The sequence below is a fragment of the Streptomyces afghaniensis genome (assembly GCF_044327915.1).
GTDB classification, from domain to species: domain Bacteria; phylum Actinomycetota; class Actinomycetes; order Streptomycetales; family Streptomycetaceae; genus Streptomyces; species Streptomyces afghaniensis.
The window spans coordinates 83,893-107,211 of sequence record NZ_JBIRGJ010000005.1; the positions used below are offsets into that span (position 1 = coordinate 83,893).

At 73.6% G+C, this 23,319-nt stretch carries 20 protein-coding genes; 11 read left to right on the top strand and 9 right to left on the bottom strand.

What is annotated here, in order from left to right; translation table 11 throughout:
* The first annotated feature begins 112 nt into the window (after positions 1-112).
* The 7 genes from ACH4G3_RS19115 to ACH4G3_RS19145 all read left to right on the top strand — a co-directional run bounded on the left by ACH4G3_RS19115 (position 113) and on the right by ACH4G3_RS19145 (position 8,166).
* Positions 113-1,048: a hypothetical protein gene (locus tag ACH4G3_RS19115; protein WP_397625592.1), complete on the top strand. Its 936-nt coding sequence runs from the start codon at positions 113-115 to the stop codon at positions 1,046-1,048.
* Complete coding sequence (locus ACH4G3_RS19120; protein ID WP_397625593.1) at positions 1,045-1,587, top strand: SixA phosphatase family protein; 543 nt, start codon at positions 1,045-1,047, stop codon at positions 1,585-1,587. The genes ACH4G3_RS19115 and ACH4G3_RS19120 overlap by 4 nt, the downstream gene beginning before the upstream one ends.
* A gap of 46 nt (positions 1,588-1,633) precedes the next feature.
* Entirely contained in the window at positions 1,634-2,260 is a 627-nt protein-coding gene (locus ACH4G3_RS19125; RefSeq protein ID WP_397625594.1) for a YigZ family protein, read from the top strand.
* Positions 2,261-2,469: 209 nt separating this feature from the next.
* Positions 2,470-3,633, top strand: coding sequence for an exonuclease SbcCD subunit D (locus ACH4G3_RS19130; RefSeq protein ID WP_397625595.1), 1,164 nt, complete (start codon positions 2,470-2,472; stop codon positions 3,631-3,633).
* Positions 3,630-6,626 carry an AAA family ATPase gene (locus ACH4G3_RS19135; protein ID WP_397625596.1) on the top strand — a complete coding sequence of 999 codons (2,997 nt, stop codon included), beginning with the start codon at positions 3,630-3,632 and terminating at the stop codon, positions 6,624-6,626. Before ACH4G3_RS19130 ends, ACH4G3_RS19135 begins: the two co-directional genes overlap by 4 nt.
* 59 nt (positions 6,627-6,685) lie before the next feature.
* Positions 6,686-7,198: an immunity 21 family protein gene (locus tag ACH4G3_RS19140; RefSeq protein ID WP_397625597.1), complete on the top strand. Its 513-nt coding sequence runs from the start codon at positions 6,686-6,688 to the stop codon at positions 7,196-7,198.
* Between the two features lie 122 nt (positions 7,199-7,320).
* Entirely contained in the window at positions 7,321-8,166 is an 846-nt protein-coding gene (locus tag ACH4G3_RS19145) for an SDR family oxidoreductase (protein WP_397625598.1), read from the top strand.
* 18 nt (positions 8,167-8,184) lie between these two features.
* Here the strand turns inward: ACH4G3_RS19145 and ACH4G3_RS19150 are convergent, their stop codons facing one another.
* The gene (locus ACH4G3_RS19150) at positions 8,185-9,876 is read right to left on the bottom strand and encodes a DUF885 domain-containing protein (RefSeq protein ID WP_397625599.1); all 1,692 of its coding nucleotides are present in this window, start codon (positions 9,874-9,876) and stop codon (positions 8,185-8,187) included.
* A 32-nt stretch (positions 9,877-9,908) separates the two neighbouring features.
* Positions 9,909-10,400, bottom strand: coding sequence for an Lrp/AsnC family transcriptional regulator (locus tag ACH4G3_RS19155; protein ID WP_243381446.1), 492 nt, complete (start codon positions 10,398-10,400; stop codon positions 9,909-9,911).
* 59 nt (positions 10,401-10,459) lie between these two features.
* Between ACH4G3_RS19155 and ACH4G3_RS19160 the strand changes: the two genes are divergently transcribed.
* Positions 10,460-11,644, top strand: coding sequence for a trans-sulfuration enzyme family protein (locus ACH4G3_RS19160; RefSeq protein ID WP_397625600.1), 1,185 nt, complete (start codon positions 10,460-10,462; stop codon positions 11,642-11,644).
* Between the two features lie 67 nt (positions 11,645-11,711).
* Here the strand turns inward: ACH4G3_RS19160 and ACH4G3_RS19165 are convergent, their stop codons facing one another.
* The 4 genes from ACH4G3_RS19165 to ACH4G3_RS19180 all read right to left on the bottom strand — a co-directional run bounded on the left by ACH4G3_RS19165 (position 11,712) and on the right by ACH4G3_RS19180 (position 17,114).
* On the bottom strand, positions 11,712-12,968 hold the full coding sequence (locus tag ACH4G3_RS19165; RefSeq protein ID WP_397625601.1) for a GNAT family N-acetyltransferase: 1,257 nt from the start codon (positions 12,966-12,968) through the stop codon (positions 11,712-11,714).
* Positions 12,969-13,063: 95 nt separating this feature from the next.
* Positions 13,064-14,638, bottom strand: coding sequence for an alkaline phosphatase D family protein (locus tag ACH4G3_RS19170; RefSeq protein ID WP_397625602.1), 1,575 nt, complete (start codon positions 14,636-14,638; stop codon positions 13,064-13,066).
* Positions 14,639-14,780: 142 nt separating this feature from the next.
* Positions 14,781-16,223, bottom strand: a complete 1,443-nt coding sequence (pdxR, locus tag ACH4G3_RS19175; protein ID WP_397625603.1) for a MocR-like pyridoxine biosynthesis transcription factor PdxR — start codon at positions 16,221-16,223, stop codon at positions 14,781-14,783.
* A gap of 60 nt (positions 16,224-16,283) precedes the next feature.
* The gene (locus ACH4G3_RS19180; RefSeq protein ID WP_397625604.1) at positions 16,284-17,114 is read right to left on the bottom strand and encodes an alpha/beta fold hydrolase; all 831 of its coding nucleotides are present in this window, start codon (positions 17,112-17,114) and stop codon (positions 16,284-16,286) included.
* A 162-nt stretch (positions 17,115-17,276) separates the two neighbouring features.
* Here ACH4G3_RS19180 and ACH4G3_RS19185 point away from each other — a divergent pair, with 162 nt between their 5' ends.
* Positions 17,277-18,161: an RNA polymerase sigma-70 factor gene (locus ACH4G3_RS19185; RefSeq protein WP_397625605.1), complete on the top strand. Its 885-nt coding sequence runs from the start codon at positions 17,277-17,279 to the stop codon at positions 18,159-18,161.
* 169 nt (positions 18,162-18,330) lie between these two features.
* Entirely contained in the window at positions 18,331-19,092 is a 762-nt protein-coding gene (locus ACH4G3_RS19190; RefSeq protein WP_397625606.1) for a GntR family transcriptional regulator, read from the top strand.
* 117 nt (positions 19,093-19,209) lie between these two features.
* Here ACH4G3_RS19190 and ACH4G3_RS19195 read toward each other — a convergent pair whose 3' ends face one another.
* From ACH4G3_RS19195 to ACH4G3_RS19205, 3 genes are all read right to left on the bottom strand, one after another.
* The gene (locus tag ACH4G3_RS19195) at positions 19,210-20,352 is read right to left on the bottom strand and encodes an ROK family transcriptional regulator (protein ID WP_397625607.1); all 1,143 of its coding nucleotides are present in this window, start codon (positions 20,350-20,352) and stop codon (positions 19,210-19,212) included.
* A gap of 88 nt (positions 20,353-20,440) precedes the next feature.
* Positions 20,441-21,103, bottom strand: coding sequence for a response regulator transcription factor (locus ACH4G3_RS19200; RefSeq protein ID WP_397625608.1), 663 nt, complete (start codon positions 21,101-21,103; stop codon positions 20,441-20,443).
* Positions 21,104-21,117: 14 nt separating this feature from the next.
* Positions 21,118-22,287 (bottom strand): sensor histidine kinase, encoded by a 1,170-nt coding sequence (locus ACH4G3_RS19205; RefSeq protein ID WP_397625609.1) that lies wholly within the window; start codon positions 22,285-22,287, stop codon positions 21,118-21,120.
* Positions 22,288-22,395: 108 nt separating this feature from the next.
* Between ACH4G3_RS19205 and ACH4G3_RS19210 the strand changes: the two genes are divergently transcribed.
* Entirely contained in the window at positions 22,396-23,319 is a 924-nt protein-coding gene (locus tag ACH4G3_RS19210; protein ID WP_397625610.1) for an ABC transporter ATP-binding protein, read from the top strand.

Genomic DNA, 23,319 nt, shown 5'->3' on the forward strand with positions numbered 1-23,319 from the left:
GGGTGGCGACCTGGTCCATCCGCCGCGCCATTGGTGGGGTGTTCCCGCCACGGTGGCCGGAAAAAGCCGCACATGCCTGCGTGCGCCCGCCCGCCCGGCCTACGCTCGCCTCGTGCTGCGCATCATCGACGCCCGGACCGGCGAGCCGGTCGACGCCGCTCCGGCCCGCCGGGGCCTGACCCGTGTCGAAGTTCACGCGACCGGCTCCGACCTGACGAACCTGCGGGTGCTGCTCGTGGCGGACCTGCTCGTGCGGGCGCTGGAGCTCGGCGGCACACCCGTGTGGGCCCTGCTGACCGGCGGGCACCGCCAGGCCGAGCTGCGCGCGGACGCCACGGCCCTCGGCATCCGCCCCTTCGAGGACAGCCCCGACGTCAGCGCCGGGCTGGGCGAGGCCCAGGTCGTCCATGTCACCGTCGAGGGCGGGACAGCGCCTGACGGGGTGCGGATCGCCGTCGCGCCCGTGGAGACGCCGGGACCGGCCACGTCGGCCGGCGAGCCGGCGGGGCCGGGCCTGTCGGTCGGTGAAGCGGCGAAGTCCGGTCCGCCGGGTGGCCGCCCGGCGGAGTGGGGCCCGCAGGCTCGTGAGTCGGCAGCGTCGAATCTGTCGGGTGGCCGGTCGGGTGGGCCAGGCTTGCCGGCCGGTGACTCGGCAGCGTCGAACCCGCCGGGCGGCCAGTCGGTGGGATCCGGTCCCCTGGGCGGCGTCGACCCCGCCGTCCTGCGCCTCGCCCTGCTCGCTCGGCACCACAGCGCCCCCGTCCGGCTGGAGGCGGGTGTCCTCGGCGAGGCCCAGGCCACCCTCGTCCGGTGGCGCGGTGCCGTTGCGCGTTGGGCCCGGCGGCCCTCTCGGCCCGTGCCCGACGACGTGCGCGGGCGGTTGCGCGACGCCTGGGACGACGACCTGGACGTGCCCGGGGTGCTCGACGTGCTGCGGGGCGTGGAGAACGAGCCGGACCTGCCGGACGGCGCCCGTTTCGAGACGTACGCCTACGCCGACCGGCTCCTCGGCCTCGAACTCACCCGCGATCTGGGAGCACCGTCATGATGGAGCGCGCCGGAGCGGGCCCGCTGCGCCGCCTGGTCGTGCTGCGGCACGCCAAGTCCGCCTGGCCCCTGGACGTCGCCGACCACGAGCGCCCGCTGGCCCCGCGTGGCCGGCGCGACGCCCCCGCGGCCGGGCAGGCCCTGGCCGAGGCCGACTGCCTGCCCGACCTCGCGCTGTGCTCCACCGCCGTACGCGCCCGCCGGACCTGGGAACTGGCCGCCGCTGAGTGGGGCACGCCCCCGCCGGTCCGGTTCGACCGGCGCCTGTACGCCGCGAGCCCCGCCGGTCTGCTGGCCGTCGTGCACGAGGTGTCCCCCGAAGTGGAGACACTCCTGCTGATCGGGCACAACCCGGGCTTGGAAGAACTCGTCCTGGCGCTCGCCGGTGACGGCCTCGACGACACGCTGGAGCGGGTCCGCACCAAGTTCCCGACCTCGGCCGTCGCCGTACTGTCCTGGCACGGCACGACCTGGCGGGCCCTCACCCCCGGCGCGGCGCTGCTCACCTCCATGACCGTGCCCCGGGGCGCGAAGAAGTAGCCCCGGCCGGCCCGGTCCGGCCCGGGCCCCCGCATAGGGTGGCCGGATGCAGGACGAATACCGCACGGTCGCCCGCGCCGGCGTGCACGAGACCGAGGTCAACCGATCCCGCTTCCTGTGCGCCCTCGCCCCGGCGGCCACCGAACAGGAGGCGCAGGACTTCATCGCCGCGGTCCGCAAGGAGCACGCCGACGCCTCCCACAACTGCTGGGCCTACGTCATCGGCGCCGACGCCTCCGTCCAGAAGGCGAGCGACGACGGCGAACCCGGCGGCACCGCCGGCGTCCCCATGCTCCAGATGCTGCTGCGCCGCGACATGCGGTACGTCGTCGCCGTCGTCACGCGCTACTTCGGCGGGGTCAAGCTCGGTGCGGGCGGGCTCATCCGGGCGTACGGCGGAGCGGTCGGCGAGGCCCTGGACACCCTCGGCACCCGCACCCGCCGCCGGTTCCGGCTGGCCACGGTCACCGTCGACCACCAGCGGGCCGGCAAGCTGGAGAACGACCTGCGGACCACCGGGCGCGAGGTGCGGGACGTCCGCTACGGGGAGGCGGTCACGATCGAGATCGCCCTCCCGGACGCCGACGTGGAGACGTTCCGGGCCTGGCTCGCCGACGCGACCGCCGGAACCGCCGGCTTCGAACCGGGCGGGGAGGCGTACGGCGACGTCTGACGCGCGATCGGTCTCTCGCCCGGCGCCCGGGAGCCGGCCCGGTGTGCACATTTCCGCTGAATTGACGCCCGATGGGTGGGGCATCCCGGGGTTCGTGGTGGACCAGGTGCCCGCACGGGTTAGCGTGGTGGGTGCTGACAGCGAGCCGTACCGGCTCGTGCGGGTCGTGGAGCGGTAGCAGGGGGAGTCATGCAGGTCGGAGCGGCGTCGTGAGACTGCTGCACACGTCCGACTGGCACCTCGGCCGGTCGTTCCACCGCGTGAACATGCTCGCCGCCCAGGCCGAGTTTATCGGCCACCTCGTCACGACAGCGCGCGAGCGGGACGTGGACGCGGTGGTCGTGTCGGGGGACGTGTACGACCGGGCCGTGCCGCCGCTCGCCGCGGTCGAGCTGTTCGACGACGCCCTGCACCGCCTCGCCGATCTCGGCGTGCCGACGGTGATGATCTCCGGGAACCACGACTCGGCCCGCCGGCTGGGCGTCGGTGCGGGCCTCATCGGGCGGGCCGGCATCCACCTGCGGACCGAGCCGTCGGCGGCCGGCACCCCCGTGGTGCTGGCCGACGCCCACGGGGACGTCGCCTTCTACGGACTTCCCTACTTGGAACCGGCCCTGGTGAAGGACGAGTTCGGCGTGGAGAAGGCCGGGCACGAGGCCGTGCTCGCCGCCGCCATGGACCGGGTCCGCGCCGACCTCGCCACGCGGGCGCCCGGCACCCGCTCCGTGGTCCTCGCGCACGCCTTCGTCACCGGCGGCGAACCCAGCGACAGCGAACGGGACATCACCGTCGGCGGCGTCGCCGCGGTGCCCGCCGGCGTCTTCGACGGCGTCGACTACGTGGCGCTCGGGCACCTGCACGGCTGCCAGACCCTCACCGACCGCGTCCGCTACTCCGGCTCCCCGCTGCCCTACTCCTTCTCGGAGGCCGCCCACCGCAAGAGCATGTGGCTCGTCGACCTGGCCGCCGACGGCACCGTCGACGCCGAGCGGCTCGACTGCCCCGTGCCGCGCGCCCTGGCCCGGATCCGGGGCACCCTGGAGGACCTGCTCGCCGACCCGGAGCTGGCGCGGCACGAGGAGGCGTGGGTCGAGGCGACGCTCACCGACCCGGTCCGCCCGGCCGACCCGATGGCCCGGCTCGCCGAGCGCTTCCCGCACACCCTGAGCCTCGTCTTCGACCCCGAGCGGGCCGAGGACGACCCCGAGGTGTCGTACGCCCGGCGCCTCGCCGGCCGCAGCGACCAGCAGATCGCGGAGGACTTCGTCGCCCACGTGCGCGGCGCGGGGCCCGACGCGCAGGAACAGGGCGTCCTGCGGGAGGCGTTCGACGCGGTGCGGGCCGACGAGACCGTACGGGAGGTGGCCCGGTGAGGCTCCACCGGCTGACGGTCACCGCCTTCGGACCCTTCGGCGGCACCCAGACCGTCGACTTCGACGAGCTGTCCGCGGCCGGGCTGTTCCTGCTGCACGGACCCACCGGCGCGGGCAAGACCTCCGTCCTCGACGCCGTGTGCTACGCCCTGTACGGCTCGGTGCCGGGCGCCCGGCAGGGCGGCGGACAGGGCACGGCCCTGCGCAGCGACCACGCGGCGCCGGCGACCCGCACGGAGGTCACCCTCGAACTCACCGTGGGCGGACGCCGCCTGGAGGTCACCCGGCAGCCGCCCTGGGAACGCCCCAAGAAACGCGGCACCGGCACGACCCTGGACAAGGCCCAGACCTGGCTCCGCGAGTACGACGCCACGGCCGCGGCCTGGAAGGACCTCAGCCGCTCCCACCAGGAGGTCGGCGAGGAGATCACCCAGCTGCTCGGTATGAGCCGGGAGCAGTTCTGCCAGGTCGTGCTGTTGCCGCAGGGCGACTTCGCACGGTTCCTGCGCGCCGACGCGGAGGCCCGCGGCAAGCTGCTGGGCCGCCTGTTCGACACCCGCCGCTTCGCCGACGTCGAGAAGCGCCTCGCCGAGCGCCGCCGCGCCACCGAGGCCCAGGTCCGGGACGGGGACGCCGCGCTGCTGGCCGACGCCCACCGCATGCAGCAGGCCGCGGGCGACGCCATGCGGCTGCCGGAACTGGCCCCCGGCGAACCGGGACTCGCCGAGGCCGTGCTGGGCGCCGCCGCCGTCGCCCGCAGCACCGCCCGCGAACAGCTCACCGTCGCCGAGTGCACGCTCGCCGCCGCCGAGTCCGCGCAGGCCGCCGCCGGCCGCGCCCTCGACGACGTACGCGAACTCGCCCGGCTCCAGCAGCGGTTCACTCAGGCGCGGGAACGGGCGGCGCGCCTGGAGGAGGGAGCCGGGGCCTACCGGGAGGCGCAGGCGCTCATGGAGCGGTCCCGCAAGGCCGAGGCGGTCGCGCCCGCCCTGGACCTGCGGGAGTCCGCCGACGCCGAGCACCGGCGGGCGGCCGCCGCCGAGGCACGCGCGCGTGCCCTGCTGCCCGAGACCTTCGCCGACGCGGGCGCGGCCGGACTCGCCGCCGCCGCCCGCCGGGCCGCCGAGGAACTGGGCGGACTGGACTCGGCCCGCCGCGCCGAACGGCGGCTGGCCGAACTCCTCGACGAACGCGCCGGCCTGGACCGCCAGGAACGCGCCGACGCCGACGTCCTCCAGGAGGCGGAGGCCTGGCTCGACGGCTGGGAGGAGACGCGCACCGACCTCCAGGCCCGCGTCGACTCCGCGCAGCAGGCCGCCGCCCTCGCCGAACAGCTCGCCGTACGGCGTGAGCCCGCGCGGCAGCGGCTGAAGGCCGCCCGGCTGCGCGACCAGCTCGCCGAGGACACCGACCGGGCCGTCGAGCGGGCCCGCACCGCGCAGGAGGAGGCGCTGCGCGCCCAGCAGCACTGGCTCGACCTCAAGGAACAGCGTCTGACCGGCATCGCCGCCGAACTGGCCGCGCACCTCACCGACGGCGAACCCTGCGCCGTCTGCGGCGCCACCGAACACCCCGCCCCCGCCCGCAAGGTCGCCGGGCACGTCGACCGCGAGGCCGAGGAACAGGCCCTGGCCGCCTACCGGCGCGCCGACGAACAGCGCGCCGAGCACGAGCGGAACCTCGGGATCGTGCGAGAGGCGCTGGCCGCCGCCACCGCCGAGGCCGGTGACTCACCCACCGAGCAACTCGCCCTCGAAGCAGAGGAGTTGGAGGAGCAGTACGAGCAGGCCCGCCGGGGCGCCGCCGAGCTGCACGCCGCCCGGGAGCGGCTGCGGCAGGCCGGGCACGAGCACGAGCGGCGCGTCGCCGCCCGGCAGGAGGCCGCCGTGCGCAGCGCCGCCCGGGTCGGCCACCGGGAGCGGCTGGAGAGCGAACGCGCCGCCCTGGAAGAGGAGCTGGACCGGGCGAGGGGCGCCCTGGACAGCGTCGCCGCCCGGGCCGCGCAACTGGAGCGCCGGACCGCGCTGCTCACGGACGCCGCCGACGCCGCCCGCGCCGCCGAGGACACCGCCCAGCGGCTCAAGGACGCCGACGCCCGCCTCGCCGACGCCGCCTTCCGCGCCGGCTTCGACACCCCACGGGACGCGGCCGCCGCCCTCCTCGACGACGACGCCCACCGCCAACTGCAACGCCGCCTGGACGCCTGGCAGCACGAGGAGGCCGCCGTACGGGCTGTCCTCGCCGAGGCCGACACCGCGGCCGCCGCCCGGCAGCAGCCCGCCGACCTCGCGTCGGCGCAGCTCGCCGCCGACGTCGCGGCCCGCCGGCTGCGCGAGGCCGCCTCGGCGCACGACGCCGCCGTCCGGCGCTGCGCCGAACTCGACCGGCTCTCCGCCCGGGCGACCGCCTCCGTCCGCCGGCTGGCGCCGCTGCGCGAGGAGTACGACCGGGTCGCCCGCATGGCCGGTCTCACCGCCGGCACCTCTGCGGACAACGAACGCCGGATGCGCCTGGAGTCGTACGTGCTCGCGGCCCGCCTCGAACAGGTCGCCGCCGCCGCGACCGTACGGCTGCGGCGCATGTCGTCCGGCCGCTACACCCTCGTCCACTCCGACGACCGCACCGGACGCGGCCGCAGCGGACTCGGACTGCACGTCGTCGATGCCTGGACCGGCCGCGAGCGGGACACGGCGACGCTGTCGGGCGGCGAGACCTTCTTCGCCTCGCTCGCCCTCGCCCTCGGCCTCGCGGACGTCGTCACGGACGAGGCGGGCGGGGTGCGGCTGGACACCCTCTTCATCGACGAGGGCTTCGGCAGCCTCGACGACCAGACCCTCGACGAGGTCCTCGATGTCCTCGACTCCCTGCGCGAACGCGACCGCAGCGTCGGCATCGTCAGCCACGTGCCCGACCTGCGGCGGCGCATCCACGCCCAACTGGAGGTCGTCAAGGGCAGGTCGGGGTCGGTGCTGCGACAGCGCGGCGTGGGCTGAGGCCGGGCCCGCCGACCCCCGGGATTTTGGCCGGAGTTGACCCTGTAGGTTCTTGCGCCATGGTGCGATACGCGGAGCCGGGCGTCGTGGAATGGGTGGAGTCGGGCGGCGGGCCGCTGATAGCGGTGCCGGAGACGGTTCTGCCGTTCTGGGCGGGTGCCGACGGCGAGGAGACGGCGTCGGACTACGACCGGGCCTGTGAGGTGGACGGGCACGTCGGGTTGCTGCCGGTCGGCGACTGTACGGCGCTGGTTCTGGGTGACGAGCCCGCCTCGACGGCGTATCTGCCCGACCAGGGGATGTTCGTCCGGTGGTGCGCGGGGAATTCCGAGGACGAGTTGCTGGCGAGTGTGCCGGCGGCTGTCGATGCGGCGGAGTGGGAGCCGGAGGTGCACTGGGAGGTGCCAGGCGCTGTGCTGCTCTTTGATGCGGCGTGGCCAGGGTCTTCGGGGAGCGAGCGGGTTCGGGTGGGTCTGGAGCCGGGGCGCTACGCGGTTCGGGCGGCTCGGGTGCAGCCGGGGGCTGAAACGTGGCTGGGGTTGGTTCAGTTGCGGTTGCTTGCGCCTAGGTGACCGTGAGGGTGTCGGCTGTTCGGCGTGTGCGGGTTGATTGTGGCTGGTCGCGCAGTTCCCCGCGCCCCTTGGCGGGGCGATATTCGCGTGCGGCGGTCAGGAGGCCCGGCCACGATGATCGTATGCCTCGACTTCCTCAGCCCAGTCCCGAAGAACTGCGCCGTGAGCCCCTGCCCTTGCGGGGGCGTACCGCCCTGGTGACCGGGGCCAGCCGGCGTGGTGGTATTGGGCACGCCGTGGCCCGGCGGCTTGCCGCCTATGGGGCCAGTGTCTACCTGCACCACCATGTGCCGCACGATGTCGGCCAGTCCTGGGGCGCCGATCGTCCCGAGGACGTTGTCGCCTCCGTGCGGGAGGCGCTCGGGGACCCCGAAGCCCGGGTCGTCGCCGGGCCCGGGGATCTGGGCGATCCCGCCGTGGCCGGTGAACTTGTCGGCAGGGCCGCCGAGGCGCTCGGCGGCCGGCTGGACATCCTCGTCGCCAACCACGCGCAGAGCGGGTTCGACGGCTCCCTGGACGAGATCGACACGTCGATGCTCGACCGGCACTGGGCGGTCGACACCCGCTCCGTCATCCTGCTGATCCAGGCCTATGCACGGCTGCGGTCCGCACTGCCGCCGCGCAGCCCGGGCGGACGCGTGATGATGATGACCTCCGGCCAGGACATCGCGGGCGGCATGCCCGGGGAGCTCGCCTACGCCCTGCAGAAGGGTGCCCTGGCCTCCGTCACCCGCTCCCTTGCGACGGCGCTCGCCGACCACGCGGTCACCGTCAACACCGTCAATCCGGGGCCCGTCGACACGGACTACATGACCGGCGAGGACTACGAGGCCGTCGCGGAGCGCTTCCCCGCCGGGCGGTGGGGCATGCCCGACGACCCGGCCCGCCTCCTCGCGTGGCTCGCCACGGACGAGGCGGAGTGGGTCACCGGGCAGGTCATCGACTCCGAGGGCGGCTTCCGCCGCTGAAACCCCCTGGAGCCGGAGCTACAGCCGGGACAGTTCGTCGACCAGGTCGTCCAGGCCCAGGGAGCCCTGCGAGAGGGCCGCCATGTGCCAGGCCTTCGGGTCGAAGGCCTCACCGCGCCGGGCGCGGGCCTTCTCGCGGCCCAGCAGCCAGGCCCTCTCGCCGAGCTTGTAGCCGATGGCCTGGCCCGGCATGGACAGATAGCGGGTCAGCTCGCTTTCCACGAAGTCCGCGGGCCGGCTGCTGTGCGAGCCGAAGAACTCCTGCGCCAGCTCGGGCGTCCAGCGCTCGCCCGGGTGGAAGGGGGAGTCGTCCGGGATCGTCAGCTCCAGGTGCATGCCGATGTCGATGATGACGCGCACGGCACGCATCATCTGCGCGTCCAGGTACCCGAGTCGGCGCTCCGGGTCCGTCAGGAAGCCCAGTTCGTCCATCAGGCGCTCGGCGTACAGGGCCCAGCCCTCGGCGTTGGCGCTCACCATGCCGACACTCGCCTGGTAGCGGGAGAGGTTCTCCGCGACGTGCTTCCACTGGGCGAGCTGGAGGTGGTGCCCGGGGACGCCCTCGTGGTACCAGGTCGACACCAGGTCGTAGACGGGGAACCTCGTCTCGCCCATGGTCGGCAGCCAGGTGCAGCCCGGGCGCGTGAAGTCGTCCGAGGGCGGCGTGTAGTACGGGGCCGCGGCACTGCCCGGAGGGGCGATGCGCGACTCCACCCGGCGCACCCGCTCGGCCAGGTCGAAGTGGGTGCCGTCGAGCGCGTCGATCGCCTCGTCCATCAGGGACTGCAACCAGTCGCGGACCTCGTCGACGCCCTCGATGTGAGTGCCGTGCTCGTCCAGGTGCGCCAGCGCCACCCACGGTGTGGCGGCACCCGGCAGGATCTTCTCGGCCTCCGCTTTCATCTCGCCGAGGAGGCGGTGGTACTCGGACCAGCCGTACGCGTACGCCTCGTCCAGGTCGAGGTCCGTGCCGTTGTAGTAGCGCACCCAGCGCGCGTACCGCTGCCGGCCGACCACGTCCGGCGCGCCCTCGATCGCCGGCGCGTACTCGTCCCGCATCCAGTCGCGCAGCCGCAGGACCGCCTCGGTGGCGGAGCGGGCCGCCGTGTCCAGCTCGGGCCGCAGCGCCTCGGGGCCGGCGGCCGCGAAGGTCTCGAACCAGCCACGGCCCTCGCCGTCGGCGTCCGCCCACTCGCCGAGCTGCTCCACGAAGGTGGCCGTGGCACGCGGCCCGCCGTACAGCTTCCGCTCCAGGCCGAGCGCCAGGGACTCCCGGTACCCCTCCAGCGCGGCCGGGACCGCGCGCAGCCGCTCGGCGATCGCCGCCCAGTCCTCCTCCGACTGCGCCGGCGTCACGGTGAAGACCTGCCGCACCGCATGCGGGAGGGAGCTCAGATTGCTGACGGAGCGCAGGCTCTCCTCGGCCTCGTGCACGGCGAGGTCCGCGATGAGCCGCTCGCGCAGCAGTCGCCCGCAGCGGCGCTCGATGTCACTGTCCGCGCCGGGCTGCCGCTCCGCCTCGTCCAGCCGGGCCAGCGTCCGGCGCGCCAGCTCCGCGAACGCCTCCTGACCCGCGGGCGAGGTGTCGGGCAGCCTGCTCGAGCACTCCTTGACGCCGAGGAACGTGCCGGTGATCGGGTCGAGGGCGACGAGCTCGTCGACGTAGGCGTCGGCGACCTCACGGGGCAGCGGGCTCTTGATCTCAGACATGCGGTCCATCCTGGTACGGCGTGCGGCGCACGTCACGCGGATTGAGCCGAGGGCGAAGGCGGCAACAGCGGCCCGCACTCCCACTGCTGGAAGATCAACCGGGTCTCCACGCGCGCCACCTCACGCCGTGAGGTGAACTCGTCCAGCACGAGCCGCTGAAGGTCCGACATGTCGGCGACCGCCACATGGACGAGGTAGTCGTCCGGCCCGGTCAGATGGAAGACCGTCCGCGACTCCGGCAGGGCGCGGATCCGCTCCACGAACGGCCCCACCAGCTCCCGCCGGTGCGGCCTGACCTGCACCGACAGCAAGGCCTCCAGCCCCCGCCCCAGCTTGGCCGGATCAAGCTCCAGCCGGTGCCCGAGGATCACGCCCGAGCGGCGCAGCCGGGTCACCCGGTCCAGACAGGTCGATGGCGCCACCCCGACCTGAGCGGCGAGATCCCGGTACGTCGTCCGGGCGTCGTTCTGCAACAGGCGCAGCAGGTGGAGATCCACCGGGTCCAGTACGACAGATTCGGCCATTGGCCGAACGTAACACGGGGTTCCCGCCCATGAGCCCGGTCGCTGTTCACCCTTTCGCCATGGACACAGCGAGCATGGGCGCCCACGACGCCGTACGCACCGCACCGAGAGCACTCGCCACCGAGGCCGTCCACGCCGGGCGGGACGACCTCGCCCGGCAGGGTCTGCACGCCCCGCCGATCGACCTGTCCACCACCTACCCGTCGTACGACAGCCGGGGCGAGGCGGCCCGGATCGACACGTTCGCCGCCACCGGCGCGGACCCGGACGGCCCGCCCGTCTACGGGCGGCTGGGCAACCCGACCGTCGCCCGTTTCGAGACCGCGCTGGCCCGCCTGGAGGGCACCGAGGCGGCGGTTGCGTTCGCCAGCGGCATGGCGGCCCTGAGCGCCGTCCTGCTCGTCCGCGCCTCCATGGGGCTGCGGCACGTGGTGGCCGTACGTCCCCTCTACGGGTGCAGCGACCATCTGCTGACCGCCGGGCTGCTGGGCTCGGAGGTGACCTGGACCGACCCGGCCGGAATCGCGGAGGCAGTGCGCCCGGACACCGGCCTGGTGATCGTGGAGTCCCCGGCCAACCCCACGCTCGCCGAGGTCGACCTCCGGGCCGTCGCACACGCCTGCGGCTCGGTGCCCCTGCTCGTGGACAACACGTTCGCCACGCCGGTGCTGCAGCGCCCCGCCGAACAGGGCGCACGGCTGGTGCTGCACAGCGCCACCAAGTACCTCGGCGGCCACGGGGACGTGCTGGCGGGCGTGGTCGCCTGCGACGAGGAGTTCGCGGGACGGCTGCGGCAGGTCCGCTTCGCCACGGGCGGCGTCCTGCACCCCCTGGCCGGCTATCTGCTGCTGCGCGGCCTGTCCACCCTCCCCGTCCGGGTACGAGCCGCCTCCGCCAACGCCGCCGAACTCGCCCACCGCCTCGCCGCCGACCCGCGCGTGGCCCGCGTGCACTACCCGCGCATCGGCGGCGCGATGATCTCCTTCGAGATACACGGCGACCCCCACGAGGTGATCGCCGCCGTCCGCCTCATCACCCCGGCCGTGAGCCTCGGCAGCGTGGACACCCTCATCCAGCACCCGGCCTCCATCAGCCACCGCATCGTGGACGCGGACGACCGCCGAGGAGCCGGGGTGAGCGACCGTCTGCTGCGCATGTCGGTGGGCTTGGAGGACGTGGACGACCTCTGGTCGGATCTCGACCGGGCGCTGAAGCGTCCCGACAGGGGCGCGGGGCTGTACTGATATGCGGCTCCGCCGCGTGGGCGCGACAAGCCACAACGAACCCGCACCCGCCGTCTGATCACGACCCCTACGGCGCTGAGGTGCTCCCCACCTCACCCGCACTCGTCGAAACGGTCTCACCCAGCCGGGCAGTGATCACCAGGGTCCCCTCCTCGACCTGATAGTCGAGGGGGAGGCCCAGCCCCCGCATCGCCGCGACCATCCCCGTGTTGGACGCCTGCGTCACGGCATACACACTCCTGCAGCCCCCCTCCGCGGCCATCGCGACGAGCCGCGCCAGCAACTCCCCGCCGACACCGCGCCGCTGCCACGCATCCTCGACGATCAACGCGACCTCCGTCTCGTCCCCGTCCCACAGCAGATGCCCGAGCCCGACGAGCCGCCCGGAGGCCGTCTGCACGGCGAGGGTCCGGCCGAAGCGCGGACTGAGCAGGTGGTTGAGATAGCGGTCGGCGTCACCGACCGGCCCGTGGTAGCGCAACCGGAGCGTGCGGTCCGAGCACCGCTCGTGCATGGCCCTGGCCGCCTCCAGATCACGGGTGTCGGCCCGGCGTACGGTGATGTCACTGCCCTCGGCCAGAGTGAGCACGTCCCGGCCGTGCGGGACGCGCGGTCCGAGCCGGGCGTCCAGTTCCACCAGGGCCCTGGCCCGGGCGAACTCGGTTGGTGTGAAGGGCAGGTACGGCCGCTCCACGGTGATCACGCCGCCCTCCGGGGCGCGCAGGCGCATCACCGTGTCGTCGAGGGCCCCCTCCACCGGGACACCCTCCGACGCCCGGCCGCTGCCGGCTCGTGCGGGCTGGGAACGGATCGTGCACCTTCCCAGCAACTGGCGCAGTGCCAGGGGAAGTTCCGCGGCGTCCAAGGCGGTGCGGGCGGCGAGTCCGAGGATCCGGGTCGGCGCGTCCACCAGGTCGTGGGCGTCGGCCCGCTCGATCCAGGTGTCGGTGCCGCCGGCCGTCCGCACCGCCGTGGTGATCCCGGAGGCCGGCAGCTCGCCCGGGGCACGCAGCAGGAACTCGTCAACCGTGCCCTCGGCCAGCGGATGTGTCTGGAGGCTGAGGATGTCGACCCTGTGCTCGGCCAGGGCCGTGCACAGGGCCGCCAGTGATCCCGGTTCGTCCTTCACCGTGGTCCGCATCCGCCACAGCGTGTTCGCCCCCGGCACCGGCTCCGGTGCCGGGGACCCGGTATCGTCCGCCGGCGGCGCGTGTTCGTGGCGTCGTGTTCGCCAGGTGTGCAGCGCCGCCGTGACCCGCTGCCACGGGTTGGCGGGGCGGCAGTCGTTCTTCAGTTCGGTCACTTCAGTCACTTTTCGCGTCATGCACCCACTGTGACCGAACGGTGTTGCGTGATCACGAACGTATTGTGACTGGCGGGTAAAAGGGCTGGCTTGCCCGCTTTATCAACCCTTCAAACTTACTGGCCGACCAGACCCGGCTGAAGCTCCTTCGTGAACAGCACGGTTCCGTCCTGCTCGCGCAGACGTACCGTCAGCTCACCGCTGCCGCCGTCGATGTCGACCTCGCCGAAGAACTGGTAGCCGCCGGCGGGGGAGACGTTGGCGGTCGTCGGCGCCTTCAGGAACACACGGTCCGGACCGAAAGTGCCGTCGAGCGTGTTCGCGGGGAAGGCGCCGGCGTTGAGAGGGCCCGACACGAACTCCCAGAACGGCTCGAAGTCGGTGAACGCGGCCCGCGACGGCTGGTAGTGCTGCGCCGAGGTGTAGTGGACGTCGGCCGTGAGCCACACCGTGCCGGTGATCCGGCGGTGCTTGATGAAGCGCAGCAGCTCGGCGATCTGGAGCTCACGGCCCAGCGGGGCCCCGGGGTCGCCCTGGGCGACGGCCTCGATGTTCGGCTTGCCGTCGCCGGTGTCCGGGACGACCAGGCCGATCGGCATGTCGGAGGCGATCACCTTCCACACCGCGCGGGAGCGGGACAGCTCACGCTTGAGCCACTCCAGTTGCTCGCGGCCGAGGATGCCCTGCGGGTCGGTGGGCTGGTCGTCCGGGGAGTTGGCGTTGCGGTAGGTGCGCATGTCCAGCACGAAGACGTCCAGCAGCGGGCCGTGGTGCTGCACGCGGTAGACGCGGCCGTCGGGGCGGCGCAGCGTGGAGATCGGGAAGTACTCCGAGAAGGCGCGGCGGGCACGGGCGGCGAGCACGTCGACGTTCTTCTCGGTGTACCGGGTGTCGCCGAGGATCTCGCCCGGGTACCAGTTGTTGGTGACCTCGTGGTCGTCCCACTGGATGATGGACGGGACCTGGGCGTTGAAGGCGCGCAGGTTCTCGTCCAGCAGGTTGTACCGGAAGTTGCCGCGGAACTCGGCCAGGGTCTCGGCGACCTTCGCCTTCTCCTCGGTGGTGATGTTCCGCCAGGTGCGCCCGTCGGGCAGGGCCACGGTCTCGGTGAGGGGGCCGTCGGCGTAGATGTTGTCGCCGCTGCAGATGAAGAAGTCCGGGTCCAGGGCGGCCATCGCCTCGTAGATCCGGTAGCCGCCGAGCTCCGGGTTGATGCCCCAGCCCTGACCGGCCAGGTCGCCGGACCAGACGAACCGTACGCCGTCACGGCGCTTGTCGGACGCCGTGCGGAAGGTGCCGGTGACCGGCTCGCCGGTGCGGCGCGGGTCGTCCGGGTCGGCGAGGAGCACCCGGTAGTGGATCTGCTCGCCGGACGGCAGGCCGTGCAGCCGGGTCGTGCCGGTGAAGTCGGTGCCCGGGCCCAGCAGCGGGCCGTGCCATCTGCGCGGGTTGCGGAACGACTCGGTCGCCGACGTCTCGACGATCATCCGGGCGGGCCGGTCCGACCGGACCCACACCAGCCCGGAGTCGCGGGTCACGTCTCCCGCCTGCACACCCCACCCCGCCTCGGGACGCCCCGACCGTGCGAAGGCGGGCGCCGCGCCGAGAGCGGTGGGCAGGGTGAGGGCCGCCGACGCGGCGAGGGAGCCCCGCAGGACGCTACGGCGTGCGGGGAGCGGACGGTGTGACATGGATGCGCCTCCAGGGACGGGATCCGGCCAGTGTGCACAGCCACACCTACTGGCACGCCGCGGCGCACACACGAACCCCAAGTGAACAACTGACCGCGGCGGGAGGGGAACCGGCGGGAATCCGTGAGCTCCGCCGGGGGAGTCACTCCGTGGCCGCCTCCGCCATCAGGCGTACGCCCTCGTGGATCCGGGCGGGCGGGACGTGCGCGTAGCCCAGCACCAGCCGTATCCGCTTCGGCCCGTCGGTCTCCTCCCGCGCCGGACTCGGGTGTGCGTAGGCCGACAGGGGGCGTACCGCCACCCCGGCCGCCGTCACGCGGGCGAGGAAACGGTCCTCGGGGCCGTAACGCTCCGGCAGTGTGGCGATCACGTGCAGGCCGGCGGCGATGCCCGAGACCCCGGAGCCGGGGAAGTGTTCGTCGAGGGCGGCGACCAGCGCGTCACGGCGCTCGCGGTAGGCGCGCTGGCAGCGGCGCAACTGGCGGTCGTAGTCGCCGCGTTCCAGGAACCGGGCGAAGAGCGCCTGGTCCAGGGCCGGGTGTCCGAGGTCCATGGTGCGCTTGCGTTCGACGATCTCCTCCGCCCAGGACTCGGGCACCAGCAGCCAGCCCAGCCGCAGCCCCGGCGCCAGGGACTTGCTGACCGAGCCCGTGTAGGCGACGCGGTCCGGGTCGAGGCCCTGGAGCGCGCCGACGGGAGCGCGGTCGTAGCGGAAGTCGCCGTCGTAGTCGTCCTCCAGGACGATGCCGTCCACGGACCGCGCCCAGTCCAGCAGTTCGGCGCGACGGCGGGCCGAGTAGGCGATGCCGGTGGGGAACTGGTGGGCCGGCGTCGTCACCACGGCCCGTACGCCCGACGCCCGCAGCGGCTCCAGGGCGATTCCCTCCCCGTCCACGGGCAGCGGCACGGTGGTGACCCCGGCCGAGGCGTACAGCGCGTCGTGCTGGGGACTGCCCGGGTCCTCCACACCCACCGTGCGCACCCCGCGCGCGTGCAGCGCGAAACCCAGCAGCGTCGTCGCCTGGGCCACCCCGGAGACCACCACGATCCGCTCCGGGTCGGCCACCGCACCCCGCCGCCGGGCGAGCAGTCCGGCCAGCGCGGTACGCAGCCGGGGCAGCCCGCGCGGATCGGGATACCCCAGCTCCTGGTGCGGCAGTTCCGCCAGCACGGCGCGCTGCGCGGCGGCCCACGCCGAGCGCGGGAACAGTGACAGGTCCGGAGTCCCGGGCACGAAGTCCGCCCGGTCACCGGCGGAGCGCGGAGCGAGGTCGTGCGCCCGCGCCCGGGCGGCCCGTACGGCCGAGCCCACCCAGGTGCCGGCGCCCCGGCCGCTGCGCAGATAGCCCTCCGCCGTCAACTGCTCGTACGCCTCCGTGATCAGCCCGCGCGACACCCCCAGGTCGGCCGCGAGATCCCGGCTCGACGGCAGCCGGGTGCCCGGCGCGAGCCGGCCCGAGCGGACCGCCTCGCGCAGCGCCGCCTGCAGGGAACGGCCACGCGTGCGTGCCGGCGCGGAAGCGGCCGGGAGCAGCAGCTCCCAGGCGGGCGACACGGGCTCGTTGCGGTCGTCCATGCGGTCCATGCGGTCAGTCTGCCGGATCCACGGCCGGGCTTTCTGCCGAGCCGGGTGCCGCCCCGCCGGTCAGCGGCTGCCGTCGAGGACGACCCGGGCGACCAGTGCCGGGTCGTCGTTCATCGGGACATGACCGCAGCCGGGCAGCCGTACCAGCCGGGCGCGGGGGATGACGCTCTTGGCGCGCACGCCCTGGCGGGGGATCAGCAGCCGGTCCCGGTTTCCCCACGCCACGGTGACCGGCGTGCCCACGATGTCGTCGGTGAACTGCACGGTCCTGCCGGAGCGGAGGGTCTCGGAGAACCCCTGCGCCCGGGCCAGCGCGAGCGTCTCGGCGACCACGGCCTCGGGCGAACGACGGCCCGGGCGGGCGTAGATGGTGCTCGTCAGGAGGGTGCGGCCGATAGCCGGCCGGGCCAGCCGTTCGACGACCGACTGCGGCATCCGCTGGGCTATCTGCCGCATCGTCATCAGCACCGTGAAGGCGTAGCGGCGCTCGGCCTCGTTCCAGAACCCCGCGGGGGACAGCGCGGTGACCGAGCGGACGAGCTGCGCCCGGGCCAGGTCCAGGGCCAGCAGGCCGCCCAGCGAGTTGCCCGCCACGTGCGGCCGCTCGATGTCCAGGGCCTCGCAGAGCGCGGCCAGGACGGTGTTCATGGTCGGCAGGTCGTGCGCCATGCCGTCCGGGAGCGCCGGTGAGGCGCCGCATCCGGGGAGGTCCACGGCGATCACGTCCCGCTCGGCCGCCAGCGCGGGTATCACCGGGTCCCACACCTGCCGGTGGTGGCCGATGCCGTGCAGCAGGAGCAACGGTTCGCCGCTGCCCTGACGCGTGTAGGACAGGGTCACGTTCTGCTCGCCGTGTGCGGAGGCGACTTTGAAGGAGACGGTGGCGGACATGGGGTGCTCCTCGGCTGTACTCGCTGACGGACGCCGTAGACAGCTTGTCAGCAATTGCTACCGGCGGGTAGCCCCAAGCTGTCGCCGCCTTCACGGCCGCGGCTGTCCGGGAGGGGCGATTCCGCCTGGACAGGGCCGCACCGGTGGGTTGGGATGGAGCCCGTGACCACCGAGACCGCGACCGACGTCTTCGAAGCGCACCGCCCCGTCCTGCTGGGCGTCGCCTACCGCATGCTGGGCCGCGTCGCCGACGCGGAGGACGTGGTCCAGGAGGCCTGGCTGCGCTGGTCGGGCAGCGACCGCGGCGACGTGCGGGAGCCGCGCGGCTACCTCGTACGGATCACCACCCGTCTCGCCATCGACCGGCTGCGCCAGATCAAGGCCCGCGGTGAGACCTACGTCGGTCCCTGGCTGCCCGAGCCGTATGTCACCGACTTCGGCGACACCGTGCCGGACACCGCCGAGCGGGCCGTGCTCGCGGACTCCGTCTCCCTCGCCGTCCTCGTCGTGCTGGAGTCGTTGTCGCCGCTGGAGCGGGCGGTGTTCGTGCTGCGCGAGGCCTTCGCCTTCCCGTACGCCGACATCGCCGCCATGCTCGACCGCGGCGAACCGGCCGTGCGCCAGCTGGCCGGGCGGGCGCGCAAGCACGTCGAGGAGCGGCGGCCGCGCTACGAGGTCGACCCCGTCCAGCGGCGCGACCTCACCGAACGGTTCCTCGCAGCCGCCGCGAACGGCGACCTCGAAGGGCTGATGGAGCTGCTCGCCCCGGACGTCCGGCTCGTCGGCGACAGCGGCGGCAAGTCGCGGGCGCCGCTGCGGGTCCTCCGGACGGCGGACAAGGTGGGCCGCTTCCTCGTCGGCGCCGCGCAGAAGGGCGTTCCCGACTTCTCCCTGCGCTTCCTGGAAGTCAACGGCGGCCCGGCCGTGCTGGTCCTGTCCGGCGGCAAGCCGGACTCCGTCTTCCAGCTCGACGTCGCCGACGGCCGCGTCCAAGCGGTCTACATCGTCCGCAACCCCGACAAGCTGCGCTCGCTGGCCGCTCTCTAGACGGCGCCGCGGCAGCCCGCCGCGGCCTCGTACGAACGTCCCGTGAACGTTCCCGGCCATTGGTCTTGACCAAGGATCAGGGCCGCCCTATGGTCGCAGAGAAGTGAAACAACCTTTAAAAAACAAGGGCGCGAAAAAGCCGCCGACCACGGCGATTGCGGAGGACAGGGTGGGGACCACGCAGCTGGAATCGGTGCCGGAACCGAAGTACTGGCATCTCAAGACCGTGCTCAGTGAAGCGCTCGACTCGGAGTTCTCGGTCGGGGAGATCCTGCCCAACGAGCGCGACCTCGCGGCCCGCTTCGGCGTCGCCCGCGCCACGCTCCGCCAGGCCCTGGAGCAGCTCGAACTGGAGGGCAGGCTCCAGCGCCGCCGCGGCGTCGGTACGACCGTCGCTCCGCCCCGCATGGGCGTCTCGCTCGGTACCGGCCCGCACACCTGGCCGGGCGGCCCCGAGGACGCCTGGCAGCCCGTCGACTGCACTGCCGCCGTGCCGCCCGGGGCCGTCGCCGACGCGCTGGGGACCGGCAGCGACGAGCCCGTGCACATCGTGCGCCGCTCCCGCGTCTCGCAGGGCCGGCCGGTGGCCGCCGAGCTGCTGTACATCCCGCGCTCCTCGGTGCCCGACCTGACCGGCATCGACGCTCCGTCCGGGTCGGCACGCGCGCGTGCGGTGCTGCGCGAGCTGCAGCGGCTGGAGCTGGACCGGCAGGAGAACGCGGTGGAGCTCGGCTCCGCCGGGGCCGACGACGCGAGGGAACTGGACCGGTTGCCCGGGGCGCCCGTGCTGGTGGTGACGACGCGGTTCGTGGTTGCGGGGCGTGTAGCGGCGTTGTCCGTCGCGACGTACCGCGCTGACACGTGTCGGTTGACCTTCGGGGACGCGGGGGGTGTGGAGATCCACGCCGGGCCGCAGCGGCAGGCCTCTTGAGACGGGCGCCGTAGGGGTGCGGTGCGTGGGGGACTGCCGGTTCGTCGTGGCTGGTCGCGCCCACGCGGCGGAGCCGCATATCGACACAGCCCCGCGCCCCTGGAGGGGCGTTGTCGTTCAGCGGCGTTCCACGGTGAACAGTTCGTCCTCCACATGGTCGAGGGCCAGGCGCAGGGCGCCGGTGGCGACTGCCGCGTCGCCGAGGCGGGAGAGAGTCACCTCGGGGGGACGCAGGCAGTAGCGGGCCAGTTCATGGCGGAGGGGGTCAAGGACACCGTCCAGGCCCGCTGCCCAGCCGCCGACGACGACCAGTTCCGGGTCGAGGGCGAGGACCAGCGCCGCCACGTCGTGGACCAGACGCTGGAGGAAGCGGTCGACGGCCGCGCGGGCCCGCTGGTCGCCCTCGCGGGCCTGCGCGAAGACGCCGGCGACGGCCTGTTCGTCGAGCGGGTGCAGCGGTTCGTCCGTGGTGGACAGCAGCGTCTCCGGTGTCACCTCCCGGCCGAGGAGATGCAGCGCGCCGATCTCGCCGGCCGCCCCGCCGTAGCCCCGGTGCAGCCGCCCACCGATCAGTGAACCGGCGCCCGGGCTGAGCCCCGCCAGCACGAACACCACGTCGTCCGACTCGGTGGCCGCACCCTTCCAGTGCTCCGCGACGGCCGCCGCGTTGGCGTCGTTCTCGACCAGGACCGGGCACTTGAACGACCTGCCCAGCCGCTCGCCCAGCCGCAGCCCCGTCCACCCGGGCAGCGCGGTGCCCAGCCGTACCGTGCCGTCCGCCTCGACGATCCCGGGCGTCCCCACGCCCACGGCCCGCAGCGAGCCGCGTGCGACACCGGCCCGGCGCAGCAGCTCGGCGACGGCGCCGCGCAGCCGCTCCAACCGCTCGTCCGCCTCGGCCGTCTCGGGCACGTCCCTGGCCTGGGAGCCGATCACCCGGCCGTCCAGGTCGGCCAGCAGCGCGGCGACCCGGTGCGCGCCGATCTCCAGCCCCAGCAGATGCCCCGCCTCCGCCCGGAACCGGAACCGCCGCGCCGGCCGTCCCTGCCGCCGGGCGGCACCCTCCTCGGCCGCCTTCTCGACGACGAGACCGGCCTCGATGAGCCCTTCGACGACGCCCTCGACGGTCGGCCGGGACAGCCCCGTCACCCGGGTGATCTCGGTCAGCGTCGCGCAGTCCGTGGCACGCAGCGCGTGCAGCACCACCGCGGAGTTGATCCTGCGCAGCAGCGAGGGATCCCCGCCGGTCAGCCGCCCCACCGTCCGTCCTCCCAGCTCGTGCGCGTGTTGGCCGGATCGTACTCGGCGCGGCGGACCCCGGCGAGGGGCACTCACCGGCCCTCGCCGATCAGCCCGGCGCCACGAACCCGGACTCGTACGCCGCGATCACCGCCTGCGTACGGTCCCTGGCTCCCAACTTCGCCAGTACGGCGCTCACATGCGACTTCACCGTCTCGGTTCCCACCACCAGCCGGGCGGCGATCTCCGCGTTCGACAGGCCCCGCGCCATCAGCCGCAGCACCTCGCCCTCCCGCTCGGTCAGCTGGGCCCGCTCCATCGCCGCCCGCGCGGCCCGGTTGCCGCCGCCCTCGCCGTACTCGGCGGCCAGCTGCCGTACCGAGGCCGGGAACAGCAACGACTCGCCCTCGGCGATCAGCCGCACCGCGTGCACGATCTCGGCCGGCCGGGCCCGCTTCAGCAGGAATCCGTCGGCGCCGGCACGCAGCGCCTCGTACACGTACTCGTCGTTCTCGAACGTCGTCACGACGAGGATCCGTGGTGGTGTGTCGACCGTCCGCAGCAGCGCCCGGGTGGCCTCGATACCGTCCAGCAGCGGCATCCGTACGTCCATGGCGACCACGTCGGGCCGCAGCTGCCGCACCAGCGGTATCACCGCCGCCCCGTCCGCGGCCTCCCCGACCACCTCGATGTCGGGCTGTGCCTCCAGCACGGCCCGCAGGCCCGCGCGCACGAGGGGTTCGTCGTCGACGAGGAGAACGGTGACCGGCATCGGGCCAGCGTAGATCAACTCAGTGGCAGCTCGACATGAACCTGCCAGTCACCTTCGTCGGGGCCGGTCCGGGCCAGCCCGCCGAGCAGGGCGGCACGCTCGCGTATGCCGCGCAGGCCGCTGCCACGGCCCGGGCCGGGTGTCGGGGCGGTCAGCGGGTTGCGTATCGCGAGGACGAGGGTGCCGTCGGCGACCCGGACACGTACCCGTACGGGGACCGCCCCCGCATGCCGCAGCACGTTGGTCAGCGCCTCCTGGAGGATCCGGTAGCCCTCCCGGGACACCGGGCCGGGCACGGTGCCCACGGGGCCGGTCACCTCGGCGTCGACCTTCGCCCCCGAGGCGCGCGCGGACTCCAGCAGGCGGTCGGCGTCCGCGAGGGTCGGTCTGCCGCTCACCGGCTTCTCCGACTCGCGCAGGATGCCGAGCACGCGCTCCAGGTCCTCCAGGGCGGCACGGCCGGTCTCCTCGATGGCGCACAGCGCCCGTTCGGTGAACTCCGCGTCACCGGCCGCCCGGGCCGCCCCGGCCTGCACGACGGCGACCGTGAGCGCGTGCCCGATGGAGTCGTGCAACTCGCGGGCGATCCGGGTGCGTTCCAGCAGCTGGTCGGTGCGTTCCTCCAGCGCCGCCATCCGCTCGGCGTGGGACGGCCCGAGGAGTCGCTCGGCCAGCGCGGTGACGAAGTGGCCCGACCACACCACGACCACGACGGCCAGAATCAAAGGCACGGGTGCGAGCACGGCGTGCCACCAGTGGTTCTCCTCGACGGTCACGAACCCGTCAGCGGCGGGCTCGTGACCGAGCCCCGTCGTCAGCAGGTCGATCGCGAGGAGGGGCAACTGGACGGAGAGGTGGGCCACGATCCAGCCGAGGCACAGCCGCGCCTCCAGCCACACCACCGTCCGCCCGCGATCGGCCCACGTGGCCGACGGGGTGCTCGCGATGCCGGCGCTCTCACTGTCCTGTCGACGGTCGATCAGCAGCAGTCTGGCCTGAAACCCTTCGACGACCCGTGTGACGGGCACGAGGCCCGCGAGTCCGAGCAGCACGGCGGCCGTGATCTGGGTCCACCACGCCTCGTCGACGAAGAGCCACAGCGACGGCCACACGATGGCCACCACCATGTGCAGCCATCGTTTGTACGTCACCGCCCGCGTCAACGGGCGCAGCATGCGGACCATCCCGTCATCGTGCCAGCCGCCACCGACAACGAGCCTCCCCCGCACGGGGGAGACGATCTCCACCACCGGGGGAGGCCCGCCGCCCGGACCACCGGCCACGCTGCTGCCATGACCAGCATCGAAGTCCAGGACCTCACCAAGGAGTTCGGCACCGCACGAGCCGTCGACGGCCTCACCTTCCGGGTTCTGCCCGGCCGCGTCACCGGCTTCCTCGGCCCCAACGGCGCCGGCAAGTCCACCACCATGCGACTGGTGCTCGGCCTCGACCGGCCGACCGCCGGTTCCGCCACGATCGGCGGCCGCGCCTACTCCACCCTGCGCGAACCCCTGCGCCACGTCGGCGCCCTGCTCGACGCGCAGGCCGCGCACGGCTCCCGCACCGCCCGCGACCACCTCCGTGTCCTGGCGGTGAGCAACCGCATCCCGGACCGCCGGGTGGACGAGGTGCTGGAGGAGACGGGCCTGGCCTCGGTGGCCCGGCGTCGTGTGCGGACGTACTCCCTGGGCATGCGCCAGCGCCTCGGCATCGCCGCCGCCCTGCTGGGTGATCCCGAGGTGGTCATGCTGGACGAGCCGTCCAACGGACTCGACCCCGAGGGCATCGTGTGGATCCGGCAGTTGCTGCGCCGGCTCGCGGAAGGGGGCCGCACGGTCCTGGTCTCCAGCCATCTGATGAACGAGACCGCGTCCTTCGCGGACCACCTCGTCGTCCTCGGCCGCGGCCGGCTGCTCGCCGACACGCCGATGCGGGACTTCATCCACGCGCGCGTGCAGCCCTGCGTACGCATTCGTACGACCGACCCCGTGGCTCTCAGGAGGGCTCTCGCTCCGCACGGCCACGAGGCCGTGGAGCACGTGGACGGTCACTGGACCGTGCACCACGCACGCGTGGACGACATCGGCCGCATCACCTCGGCCGCGGGTGTTCCGGTGCTCGAACTCGCGGCGGAGGAGGGCACCTTGGAGCAGGCGTACTTCGACCTCACGTCGGCGGAGACCGAGTTCACCGCACAGCAGCCGCAGGAGGCATGA